19 protein-coding genes and 1 other annotated feature are annotated in these 19,427 nt (G+C 46.8%); of the genes, 6 read left to right on the forward strand and 13 right to left on the reverse strand.

What is annotated here, in order from left to right:
• Window positions 1-5: 5 nt before the first annotated feature.
• From AYR61_RS12960 to AYR61_RS13000, 9 genes are all read right to left on the reverse strand, one after another.
• Entirely contained in the window at window positions 6-311 is a 306-nt protein-coding gene (locus tag AYR61_RS12960; protein WP_054706948.1) for a HesB/YadR/YfhF family protein, read from the reverse strand.
• 253 nt (window positions 312-564) lie between these two features.
• Complete coding sequence (greA, locus tag AYR61_RS12965) at window positions 565-1,047, reverse strand: transcription elongation factor GreA (protein WP_065903402.1); 483 nt, start codon at window positions 1,045-1,047, stop codon at window positions 565-567.
• Between the two features lie 80 nt (window positions 1,048-1,127).
• Complete coding sequence (gene udk, locus AYR61_RS12970) at window positions 1,128-1,799, reverse strand: uridine kinase (protein ID WP_054707320.1); 672 nt, start codon at window positions 1,797-1,799, stop codon at window positions 1,128-1,130.
• 31 nt (window positions 1,800-1,830) lie between these two features.
• Window positions 1,831-2,979 carry an endolytic transglycosylase MltG gene (gene mltG / locus AYR61_RS12975; protein WP_082615666.1) on the reverse strand — a complete coding sequence of 383 codons (1,149 nt, stop codon included), beginning with the start codon at window positions 2,977-2,979 and terminating at the stop codon, window positions 1,831-1,833.
• 618 nt (window positions 2,980-3,597) lie between these two features.
• Window positions 3,598-6,009 carry a phenylalanine--tRNA ligase subunit beta gene (gene pheT, locus AYR61_RS12980; RefSeq protein WP_056987642.1) on the reverse strand — a complete coding sequence of 804 codons (2,412 nt, stop codon included), beginning with the start codon at window positions 6,007-6,009 and terminating at the stop codon, window positions 3,598-3,600.
• Window positions 6,010-6,018: 9 nt separating this feature from the next.
• Window positions 6,019-7,065 carry a phenylalanine--tRNA ligase subunit alpha gene (pheS, locus tag AYR61_RS12985; RefSeq protein ID WP_065903405.1) on the reverse strand — a complete coding sequence of 349 codons (1,047 nt, stop codon included), beginning with the start codon at window positions 7,063-7,065 and terminating at the stop codon, window positions 6,019-6,021.
• 42 nt (window positions 7,066-7,107) lie between these two features.
• Window positions 7,108-7,340 (reverse strand) — a binding site (T-box leader).
• Between the two features lie 24 nt (window positions 7,341-7,364).
• On the reverse strand, window positions 7,365-7,757 hold the full coding sequence (locus AYR61_RS12990) for a winged helix-turn-helix transcriptional regulator (RefSeq protein ID WP_065903408.1): 393 nt from the start codon (window positions 7,755-7,757) through the stop codon (window positions 7,365-7,367).
• Between the two features lie 20 nt (window positions 7,758-7,777).
• Window positions 7,778-8,290 carry an HD domain-containing protein gene (locus AYR61_RS12995; protein ID WP_065903411.1) on the reverse strand — a complete coding sequence of 171 codons (513 nt, stop codon included), beginning with the start codon at window positions 8,288-8,290 and terminating at the stop codon, window positions 7,778-7,780.
• Window positions 8,291-8,446: 156 nt separating this feature from the next.
• Window positions 8,447-9,214, reverse strand: coding sequence for a TrmH family RNA methyltransferase (locus tag AYR61_RS13000; protein ID WP_054707317.1), 768 nt, complete (start codon window positions 9,212-9,214; stop codon window positions 8,447-8,449).
• Window positions 9,215-9,282: 68 nt separating this feature from the next.
• Here AYR61_RS13000 and AYR61_RS13005 point away from each other — a divergent pair, with 68 nt between their 5' ends.
• The 3 genes from AYR61_RS13005 to ltrA all read left to right on the forward strand — a co-directional run bounded on the left by AYR61_RS13005 (window position 9,283) and on the right by ltrA (window position 12,470).
• Window positions 9,283-9,555 carry an acylphosphatase gene (locus AYR61_RS13005; RefSeq protein ID WP_054706941.1) on the forward strand — a complete coding sequence of 91 codons (273 nt, stop codon included), beginning with the start codon at window positions 9,283-9,285 and terminating at the stop codon, window positions 9,553-9,555.
• Window positions 9,556-9,646: 91 nt separating this feature from the next.
• Window positions 9,647-10,591: a membrane protein insertase YidC gene (gene yidC / locus AYR61_RS13010; protein WP_065903419.1), complete on the forward strand. Its 945-nt coding sequence runs from the start codon at window positions 9,647-9,649 to the stop codon at window positions 10,589-10,591.
• A gap of 496 nt (window positions 10,592-11,087) precedes the next feature.
• Entirely contained in the window at window positions 11,088-12,470 is a 1,383-nt protein-coding gene (ltrA, locus tag AYR61_RS13015; RefSeq protein WP_065903422.1) for a group II intron reverse transcriptase/maturase, read from the forward strand.
• A 262-nt stretch (window positions 12,471-12,732) separates the two neighbouring features.
• On the opposite strand, the gene AYR61_RS13020 is transcribed toward ltrA, so the two are convergent.
• Window positions 12,733-14,460 carry a HAMP domain-containing sensor histidine kinase gene (locus AYR61_RS13020; RefSeq protein WP_065903425.1) on the reverse strand — a complete coding sequence of 576 codons (1,728 nt, stop codon included), beginning with the start codon at window positions 14,458-14,460 and terminating at the stop codon, window positions 12,733-12,735.
• The gene (locus AYR61_RS13025; RefSeq protein ID WP_065903428.1) at window positions 14,457-15,143 is read right to left on the reverse strand and encodes a response regulator transcription factor; all 687 of its coding nucleotides are present in this window, start codon (window positions 15,141-15,143) and stop codon (window positions 14,457-14,459) included. Before AYR61_RS13025 ends, AYR61_RS13020 begins: the two co-directional genes overlap by 4 nt.
• Before the next feature lie 342 nt (window positions 15,144-15,485).
• Here AYR61_RS13025 and adhP point away from each other — a divergent pair, with 342 nt between their 5' ends.
• The 3 genes from adhP (at window position 15,486) to AYR61_RS13040 (ending at window position 18,508) form a co-directional block, all read left to right on the forward strand.
• Window positions 15,486-16,508 (forward strand): alcohol dehydrogenase AdhP, encoded by a 1,023-nt coding sequence (gene adhP / locus AYR61_RS13030; RefSeq protein WP_065903431.1) that lies wholly within the window; start codon window positions 15,486-15,488, stop codon window positions 16,506-16,508.
• A 190-nt stretch (window positions 16,509-16,698) separates the two neighbouring features.
• Window positions 16,699-17,601 carry a magnesium transporter CorA family protein gene (locus tag AYR61_RS13035; RefSeq protein ID WP_065903432.1) on the forward strand — a complete coding sequence of 301 codons (903 nt, stop codon included), beginning with the start codon at window positions 16,699-16,701 and terminating at the stop codon, window positions 17,599-17,601.
• Window positions 17,602-17,806: 205 nt separating this feature from the next.
• A complete protein-coding gene (locus tag AYR61_RS13040; protein WP_065903435.1) occupies window positions 17,807-18,508 on the forward strand; it encodes a matrixin family metalloprotease in 702 nt (233 codons plus the stop codon).
• Window positions 18,509-18,617: 109 nt separating this feature from the next.
• Here AYR61_RS13040 and rpmF read toward each other — a convergent pair whose 3' ends face one another.
• Window positions 18,618-18,797 (reverse strand): 50S ribosomal protein L32, encoded by a 180-nt coding sequence (gene rpmF, locus AYR61_RS15010; RefSeq protein WP_082409092.1) that lies wholly within the window; start codon window positions 18,795-18,797, stop codon window positions 18,618-18,620.
• Between the two features lie 68 nt (window positions 18,798-18,865).
• Window positions 18,866-19,423, reverse strand: a complete 558-nt coding sequence (locus tag AYR61_RS13045; RefSeq protein WP_065903438.1) for a YceD family protein — start codon at window positions 19,421-19,423, stop codon at window positions 18,866-18,868.
• Window positions 19,424-19,427 lie beyond the last annotated feature (4 nt).

The following is a 19,427-nucleotide window of genomic DNA, read 5'->3' on the forward strand; positions in this document are numbered from 1 at the left end:
CATGTCTATAGTTCGCCATTTTCAATATAGTCATACTTTGGCCCATCGATCTGTGGGTCATAATCGATTCCCAGATCATACCCCTTAAAGAACCAGGCGTCACCCTGTTGCACAAAGTAAGTAATACCATCTTTTTCGGTAACTGCATAGGGATTCTTAGGATGGTCATCAGGCGTTAATGCAAGGGAGAAGCCGTCATGGACGGGTGTTTTACCATAGACTTTACCATAGAAACGTACCCCACGGCCGTCTTCAAGACCCATATCTGCGTGGAACCATTTGCTTGCGCGATCCGAAACTGTAATCTTCATTAATGATATCCCCTTCACAAGTTGTATACGTTTTCAATACATCTCATTTATACCTTGTATTTCACAAAAACGCAAGTCAAATACACTAACTAAAGAATAGTAATTCTTAATCCCTATCAATTCTTGGTTATTTTCAACCACACGCATCTGCTACGCTCAGTCACACTTGTGAAATTTAAGAAATTTACATCAAAAAAGTACCCGTATCTTCGCATTGGCGCGAATCAACGGATACTTTTTAAATGACGCCGCTTTATGCAGGTTCAACAGTTAAAACTTTAACTTTCATATCGCCAGCAGGAATGTTGATCGTGACCTCTTCACCAACTCGATGGCCTAACAGCCCCTTAGCGATTGGAGAATCGTTTGAAATCTTGCCAGTCATTGGGTCTGCTTCAGCGGCCCCAACGATAATGTAGCTTTCTGGCTCTTCATCGGGTAATTCTTTGAAGGTCACCTTTTTCCCAACGGTGATCTCATCCTTATCCGTGTTGTCATTGTCAATGACTTCAGCGTATTGAATCATGTGTTCAACCGTTGAGATACGACTTTCCAACATTGATTGCTCTTCCTTGGCAGACTCGTACTCTGAGTTTTCTGACAAGTCTCCATAACTACGCGCAATCTGAATCCGACTGATCACGTCAGGACGCTTGTTCATTTTAAGATCTTCTAATTCTTGTTCCAATTTGACTTTGCCTTCCGCAGTTATTGGATAGGTTTTTTCTTCAGCCAAAATAGCCACCTCTTAAATTCTTTATAATATGTCTGTCGCCTACAATATCATGCTCGTAGGCGACTTGCAACCCCTAATCGCTAAATGACTTGGGTGCTGTTTTGCGCCCGACCATTCTTCTTACGCATCAGGATCGACCGGATTTTTGTGGTCAAGAGATCAATGGCCACGCGATTCTCGCCACCCTCAGGCACGATCAGATCAGCGTAACGCTTTGTCGGCTCGACAAATTGATGATACATTGGTTTGACCGTCGCCAAGTACTGGTCGATGATCCAATCTAAATCACGGCCGCGTTCCTTAATATCACGCTCAATTCGGCGAATAATGCGAATATCATCATCCGTATCAACGAAAACTTTAATATCCATCAAATCACGCAACCGCTGATCATCAAGAATTAAAACGCCCTCAACAATGATGACATCCTTTGGTTCCTGGTGAATCGTTTTGTCACTACGCGTTGACTGCGTGTAGTCGTACACCGGCTTCTCAACACTCTTGTACTGTTGCAACTGTTTGAGTTGGGTGATCAAGAGATCGGTATCGAAGGCCAGCGGGTGGTCGTAGTTCACTGCGCGCCGTTCTGCCATCGTCATTTCAGCTTGATCATTATAATAAGCATCTTGTTGCAAAATCATGATCGATTCATTTGAAAAATTATGATAAATTGCCTGACTGACAGTGGTCTTGCCACTGCCTGACCCGCCTGTCACACCAATGATGACGGGTTTTGATTGCGTAGCTGCCATGTTGAATTGAAGATCCTTTCCCATTTGTTACTTAGTTATTTGCAGAACTTAAACTTGCTGATTTTTCGTTGTGTTCAGCCAATGTCTTAGAGTAGTAGATCTTACCCGTCTTCATATTCGCAACGAAGTACAGATACCCCTTGCTTTCGTCTAACGGCTTTAAAACGGCCTTGATGGAATCTGAACTTGGACTGTTAAATGGTCCTGGTCCATAACCCGCGTACTTATACAGGTTATATGGTGAATTTGATTGCAGATCACTATCTGATAAATTCTTTTTATGCTTGTTGATGGCATACATCACAGAAATATCAGATTGCAATGGCATCCCCTGTTTGATTCGGTTAAAGAAGACACCGGCAATCTTACGCCAGTCAGTGTTGGTGACCCCTTCACGTTCAACGAGCGATGATAAGGTCAGCACCTGCTGAACCGTCATCTTTTTCTTAGCAATGTACTTATAATAAGGTCTCATTTCCGTGTTGGTCGCACCAACCATTTGTTCAACCAGCTGCTTGAGTGACATTTTTTTATTTACCGTGTACGTTGCTGGATACAGATAGCCTTCCAACTTATACCGCACGTGCTTGCTTGTCATCGTTGACTTTAAGAGCTGTGGATATTGTTTGTAGAGCTGATTCATAAAGGTTTGATCCTTCATTAAACTCAGAAATTCACTCTTACTAAAATCAGTTGAAGCCGCAATCGTTGTCGCAATGTCCTTGATCTGAACCCCTTCACGGACGAGCACTTTCCCTTTGGAACTCTGAATAGGTTCACTGGAACCGCCCTTTTCGAGCTGTTTAGCAATCTGGGTCAAGGTCATTGAAGACTTCAATTGGTAATAACCCGCACGAAAGGCAGTAAAGTTACGTGACTTCACGAAATAGTTGAAGACCATCCCACTTTTGACGATGTTCTTTTCTTGCAGGATCGACCCAATTTTTTTCGTTGAGGCACCCATGGGAATATCCACTTGAACGACTTGGGTACTATGGGCATTTAACGGCTTTTGCGCCGACTTAAAGTATCGATAAAACCCGATACCGCTCACGACAACAAGGACAACCAAAATGCTGACCACGCCGATAATGATCCGGTGACCCATGCTCATCTTGGGCTTGCCCGGTTTTTCTGGCGGTGTTGGCGGCGTCGATCCCCCATTACCTGTTGGTGGCATCGTCCCCGACGGCGTTGCCGACTCAGTTGGTTGACTGTCACCGCTGTCACCAGTTACCTGTTGATCATTTTTTGAAGGTGCAGAATTTGGTGTCTGTGCCGTCGTATCAGTTGTCTGGGCATCCGCGGCCGTGCTGTCCAGCTTAGTGTTCTCTGACTCATTTTTGGTGGGTTGGTTATCTTTATCCACGAGTAGTTCCCCCGTTCCGTTTCTTTTTCAATCTTGTATAGTTTACCAAAAAACGACGTTGATTGCAGTAATATTGTGGGTTCTTGAGGAATTTGTAATAGAAGCAGAGTGTGAAGCAAGCCGGTTAAGGGGGCAGAATGTAAGGAACTCTTGCAGAAATGCTCGGGCTTGGCATTTTTGCAAGAGTTCCTTACATGGCCGCCCCTTGGCTTGCTGAACACGTTTCCACAATATAACAGAACCCCACCAAAAATTCCAATCCCATGAAGTCTCAGCAGTAATCGTCCAGAAATTCCACCCATAATCTGCAAGGAACCAACCACACAACAAGCGCACCTATACCCCAACACCAACAGAAAGCGCCACCAACTTACTCCCCACAAAAAGACCAAGGATCCAAAATCCTTGGCCTTTTAAAGCATTTAATAACTATCTAATTTCAGCGTGCAGATCCTCAGTCAAGATCTTCTCAACCTTAGCAAATGCTTGGTTGACCTCATCATCCGTTAACGTATCGTTTGGATTTTGATACGTCAAGGTGTAGGCCATCGATTGCTTACCAACCGGCAAGTTCTTGCCGGCGTAAACATCAAACAGTTTGACGGACTTCAGATAAGCCCCGCCACGCTTGCGGATCTTAGCTAAGATCTCATCGTTTGTGACTGCCCGATCGACTAATAGCGCAATGTCCCGAGTTACAGCCGGGTACTTCGAAATTGGTTCGTACTGGTTGGCCTTCTTTGGCATGTCGATCAAGGCATCCAGGTTCAGTTCGAACACATATGATTCTTTGATCTTGTATGCTGACGCTGTCGTTGGGTGCACCTGCCCGATAAAGCCAACGTAGTGCCCATGAATGGCAATATCAGCCGTTCGGCCTGGGTGCATTTCTGGATACTTGTCGGTGGCTTCAAAGGTCACGTCGCCTTCGACGTCAAGGTTAGCTAAGAATTGTTCAACGATGCCCTTCAGTTGATAGAAATCAACCTTTTGGGCCTTGCTGTTCTGCCAACTCGTTGGTGTCAACTCACCACTGATGACCCCGGCGATATGTTCTTGTTCGCTTGGTCGAACTTCGTCGCCCTCACGGTAGAACACCCGGCCTTGTTCGTAAAGCGCAATGTCGTTCACGTGGCGCGCGTTGTTATACGCAACGTCGTCCAGCAACCCACTCACTAAGTTTTCGCGCAAGGTAGTGTGGTCAGCGGTCATTGGCCAGCTGAGTTCTGTCGTTTCTGTGTCACGCATCAGGAATTGTTGTGCCTTTTCGTTGGTGGTTAAGGCATATGAGATTGCTTGGTTCAGGCCAAATCCTTCCAACAAACTACGTGATGCGCGAATCAACCGTTGCTTATCAGTTAAACTACCCAGAGTCGTCGGGCCAACTGGTAACGTTGATGGAATGGCATCATAACCGTAGATCCGGGCAACTTCTTCCAGCAGGTCGGCTTCAATATGAATGTCCCAACGACGTGGCGGCACAGTTACGGTATAGGTCTCACCATTCAATGCGACACCAAAGCCAAGACGTTTAAAGATAGCAGTAACCTCATCAGCAGACAATTCAGTCCCCAGCACATGGTTGATACGGCTGAGTGTGACGTCAACGTTGACGTCAGTCACGTCGTATTCTGCACCGGTCACGATGCCCGTTAAACTATCACCATCTGCCAGTTCGTCCATCATCTGAGCAGCAGCGTCTAAGGCTTCGGCAACGCCGCCACGGTTGACCCCACGTTCGAAACGTTGGGATGCATCCGTGTGCAGGTTGTGCCGCTGCGCCGTTTTCCGGATCAATGTTGGCTGGAACACAGCTGATTCAATGGCAACCGTTGTGGTGTCGTCATCAATTCTTGAATTGAAGCCGCCCATCACACCGGCTAATGCAATCGGCTTATCCGTATCAGCAATCACGATGTCGTTTGCATCAAGGTCGTGTTCTTCCTCATCCAACGTAGTAAGCTTTTCGCCTGCCCGCGCGTTTCGAGTCACGACCGTGTTCCCCTTGATCTTATCAAAGTCAAAGGCGTGCAGCGGTTGACCATACTTCAGCAAAATGTAGTTAGTGACATCGACCACGTTATTGATCGGGCGAACGCCAGCGTTCCACAATTTAATCTGTAACCAGCGTGGACTTGGTTTAATCGTCACGTTTTTAACGAGCCGCATCTTATAGATTGGTGCTAGGCTTTCATCCGTGTCCAACGTCACCTGATCAACAGCTTTTTCGCCAATTTCAGTCACATCAGGGTGATTCAACTTAGCAGTTTTGTCGTACAACGCAGCGACGTCATTTGCGACACCGTAAACACTCAGCATGTCGCCACGGTTAGGGGTTACATCAACGTCGATCAGCTCATCGTCCATCCCAAGGTAAGGGAAAACCGGTTCACCGACTTCGGCATCGTCTGGCAAGAAGTAAATACCGTCCGCCCATTCCTTTGGGACAACGTCCTTGCTGAACCCAATTTCATCCAGCGCACAGATCATCCCATTGGAAGTGACGCCACGCATCTTAGACCGCTTAATTTTGACGTTGCCGCCGATTCTTGAACCAGGCAGTGCAACAATAACTTTGTGGTTAGGCGCAACATTGGGTGCGCCACATACGATTTGGGATAGGTCGTCTTCCCCAATATCAACTTGGCAAATGTTTAAGTGATCAGAATCGGGATGCGGTTCCATGGACATCACTTCACCGACCACGATCTTTTTAAGACCATCACTAGGCTTTTCGACAGAATCAATTTCAACGGAACCCCGTTCGATTTTTTCTGCTAAGTCTTTGGCTGGTACATCAATATCGAGATACTCTTTTAACCAGCGATAAGAAATTTTCATAGGTTTTGATTATCCTTTCTTAGCAAATTGGGTGAGGAACCGGACGTCGTTTAAGTAGAAGTTCCGGATATCGTCAACACCATACTTCAGCATTGCAAACCGGTCAGGGCCAAGACCAAAGGCAAAGCCACCGTAAACGGTTGGGTCAACCCCAGCCATCTTCAACACGTTCGGGTGAACCATCCCGGCACCGAGCACTTCGATCCAGCCGGTGTACTTGCAGACGTTACAGCCCTTACCGCCACAGTTAAAGCAGGTAATATCGGCTTCAACAGAAGGCTCAGTAAATGGGAAGTAACTTGGGCGCAACCGGACGTCAAATCGGTCACCAAATAAGGTGTGTGCAACCAGTTCCAAGGTACCTTTTAAATCAGCCATGGTAACGTGCTTATCGATGACAAGCCCTTCCACCTGGTGGAATTGATGAGAGTGGGTTGGATCATCCGTATCACGACGGTAAACGACCCCTGGTGAGATCATCTTCAACGGCCCCTTACTAAAATCGTGGGTCTCCAACGTTCTTGCCTGCATCGGTGAGGTTTGTGTCCGCATCAAAATTTCCTTGGTGATATAGAACGTATCTTGCATATCCCGTGCTGGATGATCCTTAGGCAGGTTCATCATTTCAAAGTTGTACTTGTCTTCTTCGACTTCTGGACCGCTCAAAACTTGGTAGCCCATGCCCATAAAGAGGTCTTCCAGCTGATCAACGATTTGTTGAATCACGTGTGGTTGTCCCTGAGTAACGGCAGCCCCTGGTAAGGTCACATCAATTTTTTCGTGTTGCAGCTTAAAGTTTAACGCTGCCTGTTGTAGTTCGCTATTGCGATCATCAATGGCGTTTTTTAGGTCGTCACGCACCTTATTTGCAAACTGGCCAAAGCTAGGTCGTTCGTCTGCGGGTAAGTCTTTCATACTGCGGAGCGCTTGAGTGACGGGGCCTTTTTTACCTAACAACTGCACACGCAGTTCATCAAGCTTTTTAAGGTCGTCAACATCGAGGATACTCTGCTTTCGCTCATCGCGAATTTTTTCCAATTGATCTCTAAGTGTCATTATGGATCCTCCTTAACAAAATAAAAAAACTCCGCCCCAAAATAAAGGGACGAAGTCTTCGCGGTACCACCCTTGTTTACTTATCAATAAGTACACTCGGTAATTTAATAACGGTCAATCAACCGGACGATTATTTGTCACGACCCTAATGACCGCGACGCCCAATCTCTGCTCGGAAAGTGAATTCGATCCTAACCAATCGACGACCTTCCACTGACCTAGCCGTCTCTCTGGGATTAGCGCTGAACCTACTACTCTTTCGTTAAGGCATTTCATTCAATTTTTACACACCAATTAGTTTACAGCGGTTGGTGGCATTGGTCAACCTCTTGCGGATCATCAGCATCTAACTGGTTCCATTTTTCAGACCAGTTGTGCACCGTCTTCATGACACCGGCAAGGTCTTGACCTTTTTCAGTGAGGGCGTATTCGATCAACGACGAATCGTCATAGGTGTTGCGAACAACGATGCCGTTCATCTCGAGTTCCTTAAGGCGTTCGACCAACACCCGATCTGAACACCTAGTCACCTTACCTGCAATATCTTTAAACCGTTGCGGGCCGAGGTTCAACAATACATCGATAATCAGTCCGTTCCATTTTTTACCTAAAATACTAAACGTCTGCTCAAACTTTGGACAGAGTTCAAAATTGTCAATATCCACTAATCCTTGCGTTAAGGCTTGATCCATCTTAACACCCCCTGTTATCACTATTTGTCATCAAATAAGACTTGCTTTAATCGTTTCATATTCCACTGGCTCATGCGGGCCCGAAGTGGGCTAAAGAACTCGTGAATCGCATCGTAATCATCGACCAGACTCACGATGACACTTTCGCGATATCTTGGCATGGCCGCCGTGGCACCCCACATGTGTTTCAGAATAATATCCTTTTCCATGGGGGTCAGCTCAGTCAGCTTTTCCGCGTTTCGCAGTGCGACCCGTGGGTGGATGAAGGCATGAGAGCCCAAGTTAAACTTGGTGGTGCGCCAGTCATAGTAGAATAAATCATGTAACAACCCTGCCCGCGCAACTGCCCGGGTGTTAAGGCCGTGTTTTTTAGCAATTAAGTAACTATCGTAAGACACTGAGATCGAATGTGTGAGTCGGTCAGAATGGTGGTGCTGCGTATAGTTAGCCAATTTCTGTACTTCTGGCTTAGCCAGCAAGTCGTCCACTAAAGCGATGTATTCTTTGTCTGTACGCCAATCATTGGTCTTCATAGAACGCTTCCTTTACTTAAGTAAGTTCATTTAGACATACTATACTGAATTTCATTACAAATAACAAGTAAAATGGCCCTTTATTCGGTTAAATAAACCTAAAGAGACCTAAAATAGTGCAATCATGACTGATTTTCGGACAAAACCGAACCAATTTTACTGGTTCAGTTGAAACATCAACACGCCAGCCGCAATTGCAACGTTCAACGATTCTGCATTCCCCTTAATTGGAATATAGAGATTGTCGGTCGTTTCAGCCATCAATTCAGGCGCCATGCCCTGGCCTTCGTTGCCCATGATGAGGCCAAACTCAGTTGATGCAGTGACGTCCCGGAAATTCTTCGCATCTTTATTTAAGGCCGTCCCGTAAACGGGCTTGTCCGCGCCTTTGAATGTTGTCAACCAGGCGGTTAGGTCTCCCTCGGTCAATTGGACATGGAATTGACTGCCCTGCATCGCCCGAACAACTTTAGGATTGTAGCGGCTGGACGTGCCTTTACCAAACACGATACCAGTGAATCCGGCTGCATCCGCAGTTCTGACCATCGTCCCAATGTTACCGGGATCCTGGATCCGATCCAGCATAAGCCAAGCACCGGCCGCGTCTTCCGGGGCAACTCTGGTAGCAGCAGTGATGTTCACAACAGCGAAAATGCCCTGGGGTGTGACCGTATCCGTTAATTTTTTGGCAACTTCTTCTGAGATCTCAATCTGTTCCAACGTTGCTGGCAGGTCATCCTCGTGCGCTTCAAGCTGATCTGCCGTTGCCAGAATCGTTTGCACTGGCTCGTTAGCAGTCAGTGCATCCCCAACGATATGCCACCCTTCAACCAGATATTGATGGTATTTTTGGTGTCCCTTCTTTGTCGTTAAATGTTGCCATTTTTTTACCTTTGCATTTTGTGTAGACGTAATCTTTTCGATCATGGCCACCTCTTTCTCCGTATTTTGTTACTATAGATACATACTAGCACGATTTAGGAAGTGATTATATGGCCTCACAATTAATTTCTGTCGTTGGCCGTGTCCAGGGCGTCGGGTTTCGCTGGTCAACCAAGCGCATGGCCGACGAGCTAAACGTCACTGGATGGGTCAAAAACGAACGGGATGGGACCGTCTCAGTATTAGCCCAGGCCGACTCAGAAACACTTGCCACCTTTGTCGCCGGACTGAAACGGTCGCCATCACCGTACGCTGTCGTTGATGCAGTGCACGTCAAGCCAATTACGGCCCCTGTCTGGCACGAATTTAACATTACCAATTGAAAAATGCCCCTATTTCAAGTAATATTTACTTTGTTGCGTTAAGCAAATTGTGAAGACTGCAATATTTTAGAAGGGGATTGACAACTAACAAATGAAATCAAATAAACCTTTACGCTTGGGCATGGCCTTAGCGGGACTCGCCCTTGTGTTGAGCGGGTGTGTGCAACGCACGAAGAGTGGTAAGCCCTACGGCGTCGTGTACGATTACCTCGCCGTTCCTGGTCAGCACGTCATGGAATGGATGGCCAACTTCTTAGGCCACTCCTATGGCTGGGCCATTATCGTTTTGACCGTCGTCGTTCGGCTCGTTTTATTGCCGTTGATGGTCCGTCAGATGCGCAGTTCAACCGTCCAACAAGAAAAAATGGCAGCCATCAAGCCTCAAATGACTGCCCTTCAGAAACGTCAAAAGTCGGCTTCAACTCAAGAAGAGCAAGCTGCAGCTGGTCAAGCGATGATGCAACTCTACCGGGATAACGGCATCAGCATGACTGGTGGGATCGGCTGTTTGCCGCTGCTGATTCAAATGCCAATTTTCGCTGCATTATACGCTGCGATTCAGTACTCGCCTGAGCTTTCCTCATCTTCATTTATGGGTATTCCGCTTGGGAAGTCTTCCATTGTATTGGCCATTCTTTCCTTCGTGGCATACCTGCTTCAAGGGTACTTATCCATGATCGGCATGCCAAAGGAACAGCAGAAACAAATGCGGGTAACAATGGTCATCAGTCCCGTGTTCATTTTGTTCTTTACGATCTCAGCCAACGCTGGGCTAGGCCTTTACTTCTTCATCGGTGGAATTTTTGCCTGCATCCAGACGATCATCATTAATTTGTATCGACCACGGATCAGACGTGAGATTGAAGCCGAAATGAAAAAGAACCCGCCTAAGATCGTTGAGGAACCAATGCCAACTGCGGCAACACCAACAGCTGATAGCAGCTCGACGGATTCAGCACCTTTGACCAAGACGCAAGCCACCGATAAGAAAAACCGGCAACGAAATGCGGGTAAGCAACAGCACCATCATGAGTAATCAGCATTAAATAATGCATCGTAAAAAAACGCCAAGTATTCAAGTGCTTGGCGTTTTTTTGGTGCGCCCGGCATGGGCGCCAACTAGACGGTGAAAGTCCGTTGCGGGCCGTAGTAGTCGGAACCGCAAGTCAATGACAAGGGTGTCCATCGTGAGGTGGAATCTGAAGGAAGTCGGCGACAAAGTACCGCATTGATGTACAAGAATCAGCTATAAGGCTGTGTTGGTCGGACGAGGTTGCCAAACAAACCAAAGTCCAATACTACTCGAGGCCATCGCAGTAAAGCTGGCAATGACATGGTACGAAAGTGGGCGTTCTTACCCGGGGAGGCCTGTATCGTACGTTCCCGACAAGAGGCGCGCTAAGCGCCACAGGAACAAACATCACAGTGATGTGGTGCAGAACGATACAGGAGTCAGCCGAGGCCATAGTAGCGGTATCTGCCACGAAGGGCTGAACAATAATAGGTCATCATTGATATTGGAGGTGGAGACAGTGCAACAACCGCAGAATACAGAAAAAGCTGACCGCCGGCGGACAGTAGGACTGGAAGCCCAAGAACAAGTCGGGGTGCGTAGCACTGACTCTGGTGAAAATACGATGATGAACGGCACTAAGTTTCAAGAGTTAGTCTTAGACCGAAATAACCTGAACGAGGCTTATCTTCGCGTCTGCAGAAACAAAGGTGCAGCAGGACTAGACGGAATGACCGTTGACGAACTGTTGCCCTACTTGAGGAAACATAAACAGGAATTACTGCAAGCTTTACAAAACGAGACCTATCGGCCTCGTCCCGTTAAGCGGGTTGAAATTCCAAAACCTAATGGTGGTAAACGCAAGCTCGGAATACCAACTGTGATTGACCGACTTGTTCAACAAGCCATGGCGCAAGTCATGGTGCCAACATTTGAGCGTGTCTTCTCAGATAATAGTTTTGGGTTCCGACCGAATCGAAGTGCTAAAGATGCCATTGATAGAGTGGTTCAGTTCTACAATCAGGGCTATCACTATGTCGTGGATCTCGATTTAAAAGCATACTTCGATACGGTCAACCACGATCTGCTTATTAAATTTATTGAGCAGTATATTACGGATCCATGGATACTGCATCTCATTCGTCGCTTCCTAACCAGCGGTGTCATGAATGGTGGTCTATTTGAACGAAGTGATAAAGGCACCCCTCAAGGTGGCCCCTTATCGCCACTTTTGGCTAACATTTATCTCAACGAACTGGATAAGCTGTTAACTTCCAGAGGTCATAAGTTTGTCCGCTATGCGGACGATTGTAATATTTATGTCCGAAGCAAACGTGCTGGAGAACGGGTTCTGACTAATGTTACTCGCTTTCTTGAAGGCGACCTAAAGGTCACCGTCAATGAGGACAAGACATCAGTAAGTTCGCCTCTGCGGGCCAAGTTCCTGGGATTTTCCTTGGGGGTTGGTCGAGGAGGTGCGTATGCGCGACCTGCTTGGCAGGCCAAGCAACGCATCAAGTCTGCACTCAGGAAAATGACCAAGCGCAATTGGGGCGTTTCGTTAAACCTGGTGTTTAACGAGATTCATCAAAAGATGCGTGGGTGGTTACAGTACTATTCGGTCGGGAAAATGACCAATTTTATCCGTCACTTAGACGAATGGTTGCGAGCAAGGATTCGCCAGTATATTTGGAAACAGTGGAAGAAGCTCAAAACAAAGGTCAATCATCTTGTAAAACTGGGGCTTTCTGGCACCAGTGCTTATACAATGGCCAATACCCGTAAGGGTTATTGGCGAACTGCGCATAGCAAGACATTGACCTATACTCTGACAAACAAAAGACTGGAACGCCTTGGACTCATCAATATGAGCAAGACACTCCAGTCAATACAAAGTGCTTAAATTATTGAACCGCCGTATACGGAACCGTACGTACGGTGGTGTGAGAGGTCGGTAATTGAATTAATCAATTACCTCCTACTCGATTGTGCTATTTTTTGGAGGGTACTTGAGAGGAAACAAAACCTAGGTTGCCCATTGGCGCTACCTATTTCCGCCCTGTAAGCTGCAACGCTCTGCATATTTAGCGTAAAACAAAGCCGCAATTGTCACCCTTAAATGGGATGCAATTGCGGCTTCGTTTTATTGACGCTATTAAACGGGATCAATCCTGAGGGTCATCGTCATCTGAATGAACGCTTGGGTCATCGGTTGCACGATAGACACCCGGAATGCCCGTACCTGAGTCTGTATCGTCCGTTGGGGTCGTCTCCGACGATTTCGTCGAAGCAGCAGTTGACTCATCAGTCGGGTCAGCACCCAAATTGGAAGACAGCGGTGTTGGTTTGGGCTTCGGCCCCTCTTCTTTTGCAATGTCGAGTTGCTGCTTTTCCGTTTCGGAGATCAACGGCAGCGCAATCTGGAAGATCGACCCGTGGCCCACAGCACTTTCGATGGCAATCTTACCATGGTAGGCTTCGATCAACCGCTGGGCAATTGACAGCCCGAGACCGTTACCGCCCTTGTTGCGACTACGGGCTTTATCGACCCGGTAGAAACGGTTAAAGACGCGGTTCATGTTCTCTTGGGAAATCCCTTCACCAAAGTCCTGAACGGCAATTTCAACCGTGTGACCGCCCTCGGACAACGACATATGAATTTCTTTTCGTTTAACCGAATACTTCACGGCGTTGTCTAACAAGATGATCAGCACCTGTTCAAGGTGGTTCCGATATATTTGCGAGTACGCGTGACCTTCAACATCATCATCCAAAATGAACATGAAGTCCGGGTGAATCATTTTGAAATCGTTGAACACCTGGTTCACAACTTCCTTAACGTCAGTCGTTTCATGATTCAGCGTGATCTCAATCTGTTCTGCGCGGGTCAGATCCAGCATTTCACTCACAAGACTCTGCATCCGTTTGGTTTCCTGCATCGCGGCACTGAGGGATTCATCCAGCACTTCTGGATCATCCTTCCCCCAGCGTTGCAGCATCTCAATGTGGCCTTGAATAACCGCGACTGGCGTTCGTAGTTCATGTGAAACGTCTTCAACAAATTGTTGCTGCTGGTCAATGTAGCGCTGCATTTGATCTAACATATCATTAAATAGCGTTGTCAGATCAGACAACTCGTCGTTACGCTTAGTTTCTGGCACCCGTTCCTCAGATTGCGGGTCAGACCGGACCGCGCGCATCGTCGCGTTCAGGTCATCGATCGGCCGCAGCAGGTATGCAGATAGCAGGTAACTAAACACGGCCGCAACAAACACAGCCGAAATAAGTAAGACGAGTAAGATCATTGCAAACCGCTGTTGCGCTGCCTTATATTCCTCAAGCGAATTGGTCACCTGCACGTAGCCCAGCAGCTGATGCCCCTGTGCGGTGTAGATGGGCGCCCGACCAACGAGCCCTGAAAAATGGGCTGTGTTGACGCGCGACAACTGTCGTTTAAGCGTTAACTTACCAGTTTTAAATTGCTTATCTCGTGACGAAAAGACCTCTTTTTTCTGGGCGTTATAAATGGTAACGACCGTACTATCACGTGACAGATCTGTAATTAAATTACTGGAGTAAATATTCGTTTCGTCGCTCACCGAGCCGCTTGGCTGATCTAGCGTGGGTTGTAGTTCGGCAGCAACCGTTGTTTTATTGAAATGGCCCTGAAGATTATCCAGTCGGGATTGGACCGTTGTCAGCGTACTGTTCACATGGCTGCGTTCCTGGCTTAGCAGCACCCCTGACAGCCCCGAATACAGCAGCCAGGAAAAAATAATGAAGATGAGAAAGACGCCGGTTGCGGTGCCCAGCGCCCATTTCCACTTGACAGATAACCGACGTCTTTTTTTAGCGGTCGTCTCCGCCGCGAGTTCTGGTGTGTTTTGGCTCATGAACGCATCACGTACCCTGTCCCACGAACGGTTTGGATATAGCTCTTTTCACCAGGACGATCAATTTTATTCCGCAGGTAACGTACATAGACGTCGACCACGTTTGTTTCAACTTCTGATTCGTAACCCCAGACCTTGTTTAACAAAACGTCCCGAGCTAACACAACGTTGACGTTTTCCATCAGCGTCAAAAGGAGTTCGTATTCGCGCTTCGTCAGGTTGATCACTTCATCGCCGCGACGCACGACTCGGTTTTCTTTTTCAATCGTGAGGTCCTTGTAAGTCACCGTTGTTTGCTTGAAGTCTTTTTGTTCCGATTCAATGTGGATCCGACGCAACAATGCCCGAACACGTGCTAAAAGTTCTTCAATCGCAAATGGCTTAACAATGTAGTCGTCGGCGCCGTGGTCAAACCCAGAAACTCGGTCGATCACAGAATCCCGCGCCGTCATCATAATAATTGGCGTGCTCTTTGTTTCACGAATCCGGCGGGCAACGTCGATCCCGTTTAATTCAGGCAACATCAGATCCAATAAAATGACATCAAAATCTTCAGCCAGCGCGGTATCAAGACCGGCACGCCCATCAAAACGGACTTCTGTTTCGTAACCTTCATGTTTAAGTTCAAGCTCCACAAAGCGGGCTAAATTTTTTTCATCTTCAATAATTAAAATGCGACTCATTATAACGAACTCCTCTTATTCAATATTATTTTTTAGGATAACCATCGTTTATAGTATTTTGGACACTGTTTGACAGTGTATCACAACTATCGCTCACACTTCGTCTATCATACTATATTAATCGTAATTTGGCGAGAAACTGCGCGGAATTTCAGTTAATTCCAATGGAGTTTCATTCAACTCTCATATTAATGAAAATAAAGGGAATTTTTCTTCATCAAATTATTATGTGAAAATAATTATGATTGCTCACAAAATCACTTGTATTTCTGTAAGAGATGTGGTTAAATAACATTGTGAAAAAATTAAACAACTCAGACAGATGAAAGAGGTTATTCAATAATGAAAGCAGCAGTTATTCGCGATTCAGTAGATGGATATGTAGATATTAAAGACGTTACCCTCCGTCCTATCAAGCACGGTGAAGCCTTAGTTGACGTTGAATATTGTGGCCTTTGCCACACTGATTTACACGTTGCAGCTGGTGACTTCGGCAAGTTCCCTGGCCGGATCATTGGTCACGAAGGTGTTGGGATCGTTTCACAAGTTGCCGATGACGTTGAAAACTTGAAGGTCGGCGATCGCGTTTCCATCGCTTGGTTCTTCAAGGGCTGTGGCCATTGTGAATACTGTCTCACAGGTCGTGAAACGCTTTGCCGTAACGTCCAAAACTCCGGCTTTACTGTTGACGGTGCCATGGCACAACAAGTTATCGTTGACGCCAACTACGCCGTTAAAGCGCCAGAAGGCCTTGACCCAGTTGAAGCAACCTCATTGACCTGTGCCGGTGTGACCATGTACAAAGCCCTTAAAGTCGGCGAAACAAAGCCTGGCCAATGGGTTGAAGTCGTTGGTGCCGGTGGTTTAGGAAACTTAGCTATCCAATACGCTAAGCACGTCTTTGGCGCCCACGTTGTCGCTGTTGATGGTAACGAAGACAAGTTAGCCGCTGCTAAGGAAAACGGCGCTGACATTTTAATCAACCGTCATACGCAGGATGTCGCTGAAGAAATCCAAAAACAAGTTGGCGGTGTGCACAACGCGCAAGTCACAGCTGTTAACAAGGATGCCTTTACCCAATCCGTAAACGCCCTGCGTCCAGATGGCCGGTTAGTTGCTGTTGCCTTACCACAAGGCGACATGGAATTAAACATTGCCAAGACTGTTTTAGATGGTATCCAAGTCGCTGGTTCCCTTGTTGGGACTCGTCAAGACTTAGCTGAAACGTTCCAATTCGGTGCTGAAGGCTTAGTTCACCCAATCGTTAAGACCCGTCGTTTAAGCGAAATCAACGACATCATCGACGAAATGAAACGTGGCGAGATCACTGGCCGGATGGTTATTGACTTCACTAAGGAAAAATAATCGCATTTAAGAAATGGTTCACGTAACCACTGAACTACCTGAATAAAAAAACAATGGTTTCACATCCCGCCGCGGGCTTGTGAAGTCATTGTTTTTTTGTGGTATAAGAATTGATCCCATTAAGTTGACCAAATTGTGCCATAATAGAGGTAATGATTTACCGGGAGAATGCCCACTAAGGAGCCATAATATGGAAACGCAGCAGTTTAATCAGTTTACCTGGGTTGCCGTTAAAACAACAGCCCCGCAAGATATTAAAACGATTCAAGAAACCTATCACCTGGATGCAGAAGTCCTTGATTATGCAACTGACCCAAATGAACGGGCGCACGTTGAATACGACGATGAAACCAAGACCTTCCTGTTGGTGTTTCATGTTGCCAACACGAAAAAGGTCGATCAGCACTATGAAGCCGTGCCAATGACCTTTATGATCAAGAACAACACCCTGATCACCATCAACTTTCCAGAATCAGACTACGTTATTGCAATGATGCAACAAGCCAAGGCGCTTCCTGATTCGGCCAGTGTGTATCAATTCCTCTTTACCAGCCTCTTTCACGTCTCAGACGCGTTTTTCCCATTGGTTGAACAAGTGGACCAGGAACGCAAAGAGATCACAGAACGGCTTAAAATTAAAACAACTAAGGGCAACCTGCTGAGCCTCTCTGATCTGGAAACCGGTCTGATCTATCTCATGACAGCGGCAAAACAGAATGCGGCGGTGTTGGAACAGCTTAAGGCGCTCCAGATCTACAAACAACTGTCAGAGACCGACCAGGAAGTCCTTGATGATGCCCTGATCGAAGCCAACCAATTATCGGAAATGACGCAACTGACTGGGCAAATTCTGGATCAGCTCTCGGGCACTTACAATAACGTCTTAAACAACGGCCTAAACGACACCATGAAATTTTTGACGGTCTGGTCCCTGCTTTTGACGATTCCAACCATCGTCTCCGGTTTTTTTGGGATGAACGTCCAGCTCCCCTTCCAGCATGGTGCTTGGAGCTGGGTCATCACGCTGGTGATTGCCGCCATTCTTTGGATGGGATTAGGATTCCTCTTGCGACATTTTATGAATAAATCTTAAAACAACAGTTAGCTCATTCATCCAAAATCCCCACGTCACATTGTCTCTTGCAATGTTGCGTGGGCTTTTTAGATGATTTTATGGCTCAATACGACGATGGCGGTTTATACGTTTCGTAATGCTTACTTTTGATAAGCTAAAATAATTCATTATATAGGATTTTGTGCTATCATGACCTCATCCTAAATAGTGGAGGTAAGCGACCATGACTGGTTTAAGGACGCGCCGAACGCGTCAATTCGTGGTTAAAGCCCTACTTATGGGCCTCGTAACGCTACTATACAGCTCATTTTCAGCACTGTCTGCTAACGCGGCGATCACGCCAGTCTTTCCCTATCGTTTCTCGGAACCTGAAGCAACGATTCACATTAAGGCTGGTACCTACTACACAAGTGTCTGGCAAAAAGCAATTCAAGTCTGGAACAGCAAACATGTCTTTTCATTTGACCTCACACCACACGCATCCGCTCAGATTACGGCAACCAGTCTGCCTGCCTCGCTGTATCAACCCGATTTAAGCGGTCTCACCAGCATTCAGCACACGGCAGATAACCAGATCATCACCGTGACGACCTACATTAACACCAGCGTTGTCAAAGCGAGCCACTACACAACTGCGCAACGGGTTCATGTTGCAGAACATGAGCTTGGGCATGCCATGGGGCTTAATCATAACCCGGGGCAAAAAAGTGTGATGTATTACGCGAACCGCTATTATCCCGTTCAAGCAGTCGATGTGGCGGCCGTAAAAGCCCACTATCAAGTTGGCGCGAATGGCACACCATTACCCAGCATCCCTGCTGGTGATACGGCAATCAAATATGGGACGCGCATTTTACCCCTGTTAAATCAAACCCTGGGCGATGAAGCTGACCTGCAATTAATTATCGTGCCGGGTCATCACTAACCATAGGGCGATTATCCTATCACGACAAAATTAGGCTGAAGACACAAAAAAGCCACCCCGAGACCGCGGTTCTCGTAGGGTGGTTTTTTGTCTGTGTAGAAAGCTTCAATTAGTTGTTAGTCGTAACAACTTGACGGCCATCATAGAAGCCGCAGTTAGGGCAAACAACGTGTGATACACGTAATTCACCACAGTTTGGGCAGGCACTCAAGTTAGGTGTTTGCAACTTGATGTGTCCACGGCGCATACGCTTCTTTGTCTTTGAAGTTTTACGTGCTGGTACAGCCAAAACCAACACCTCCTTTGGTCTAAAATTTGTCCACTAGTGAAAAATTTTTAAAAGTCTTGTCGTCAACTTCAGTCCTTCTTCTTAGACGCATCGTCCTGAAAGAAATTCTGCAGTTTAGCAAGACGTGGATCAACAGTTTGAGCATCTGACGCATCGTCTTGACCTTCAATGGTCACCGACCAGCCCTTGCCCTCAGGCAACGACTTGGCTGATTGCTCAGCCGGCGTCAGAATTTGCATGGGAATCTGAAGTAACAGGTTATCTGCTACCGCCTTATCAACGTCAATTTCATCATCCTCAACGTAGAGGACAACGTCCGTCTTTTCGTAACGGTCGACCGCTTCATGACTATCAACATAAAACTCTATCATGTCAAAGTCTGTCGGCAGGCTGACCGGGTCTAATGACCGCGATGACGGCACCGTTAACGTTGCGGATACATGGGCGTAGATGAGAATATCACCACTGGATTCAACGCTTGCCATTCCTGATACTTTAACAGGGGTGGCATCAAGCACTTCATCCGGGTAACGTTCCATCAGTGAAGTCTTGAGATCCAAGGTGGTATCGAACTTTAACGACTCGTGTCGATAGTTCTTACGCAATTCGGTCAATGAAAGTTTCACAACG

It is taken from the genome of Secundilactobacillus paracollinoides (assembly GCF_001702155.1).
GTDB lineage: Bacteria > Bacillota > Bacilli > Lactobacillales > Lactobacillaceae > Secundilactobacillus > Secundilactobacillus paracollinoides.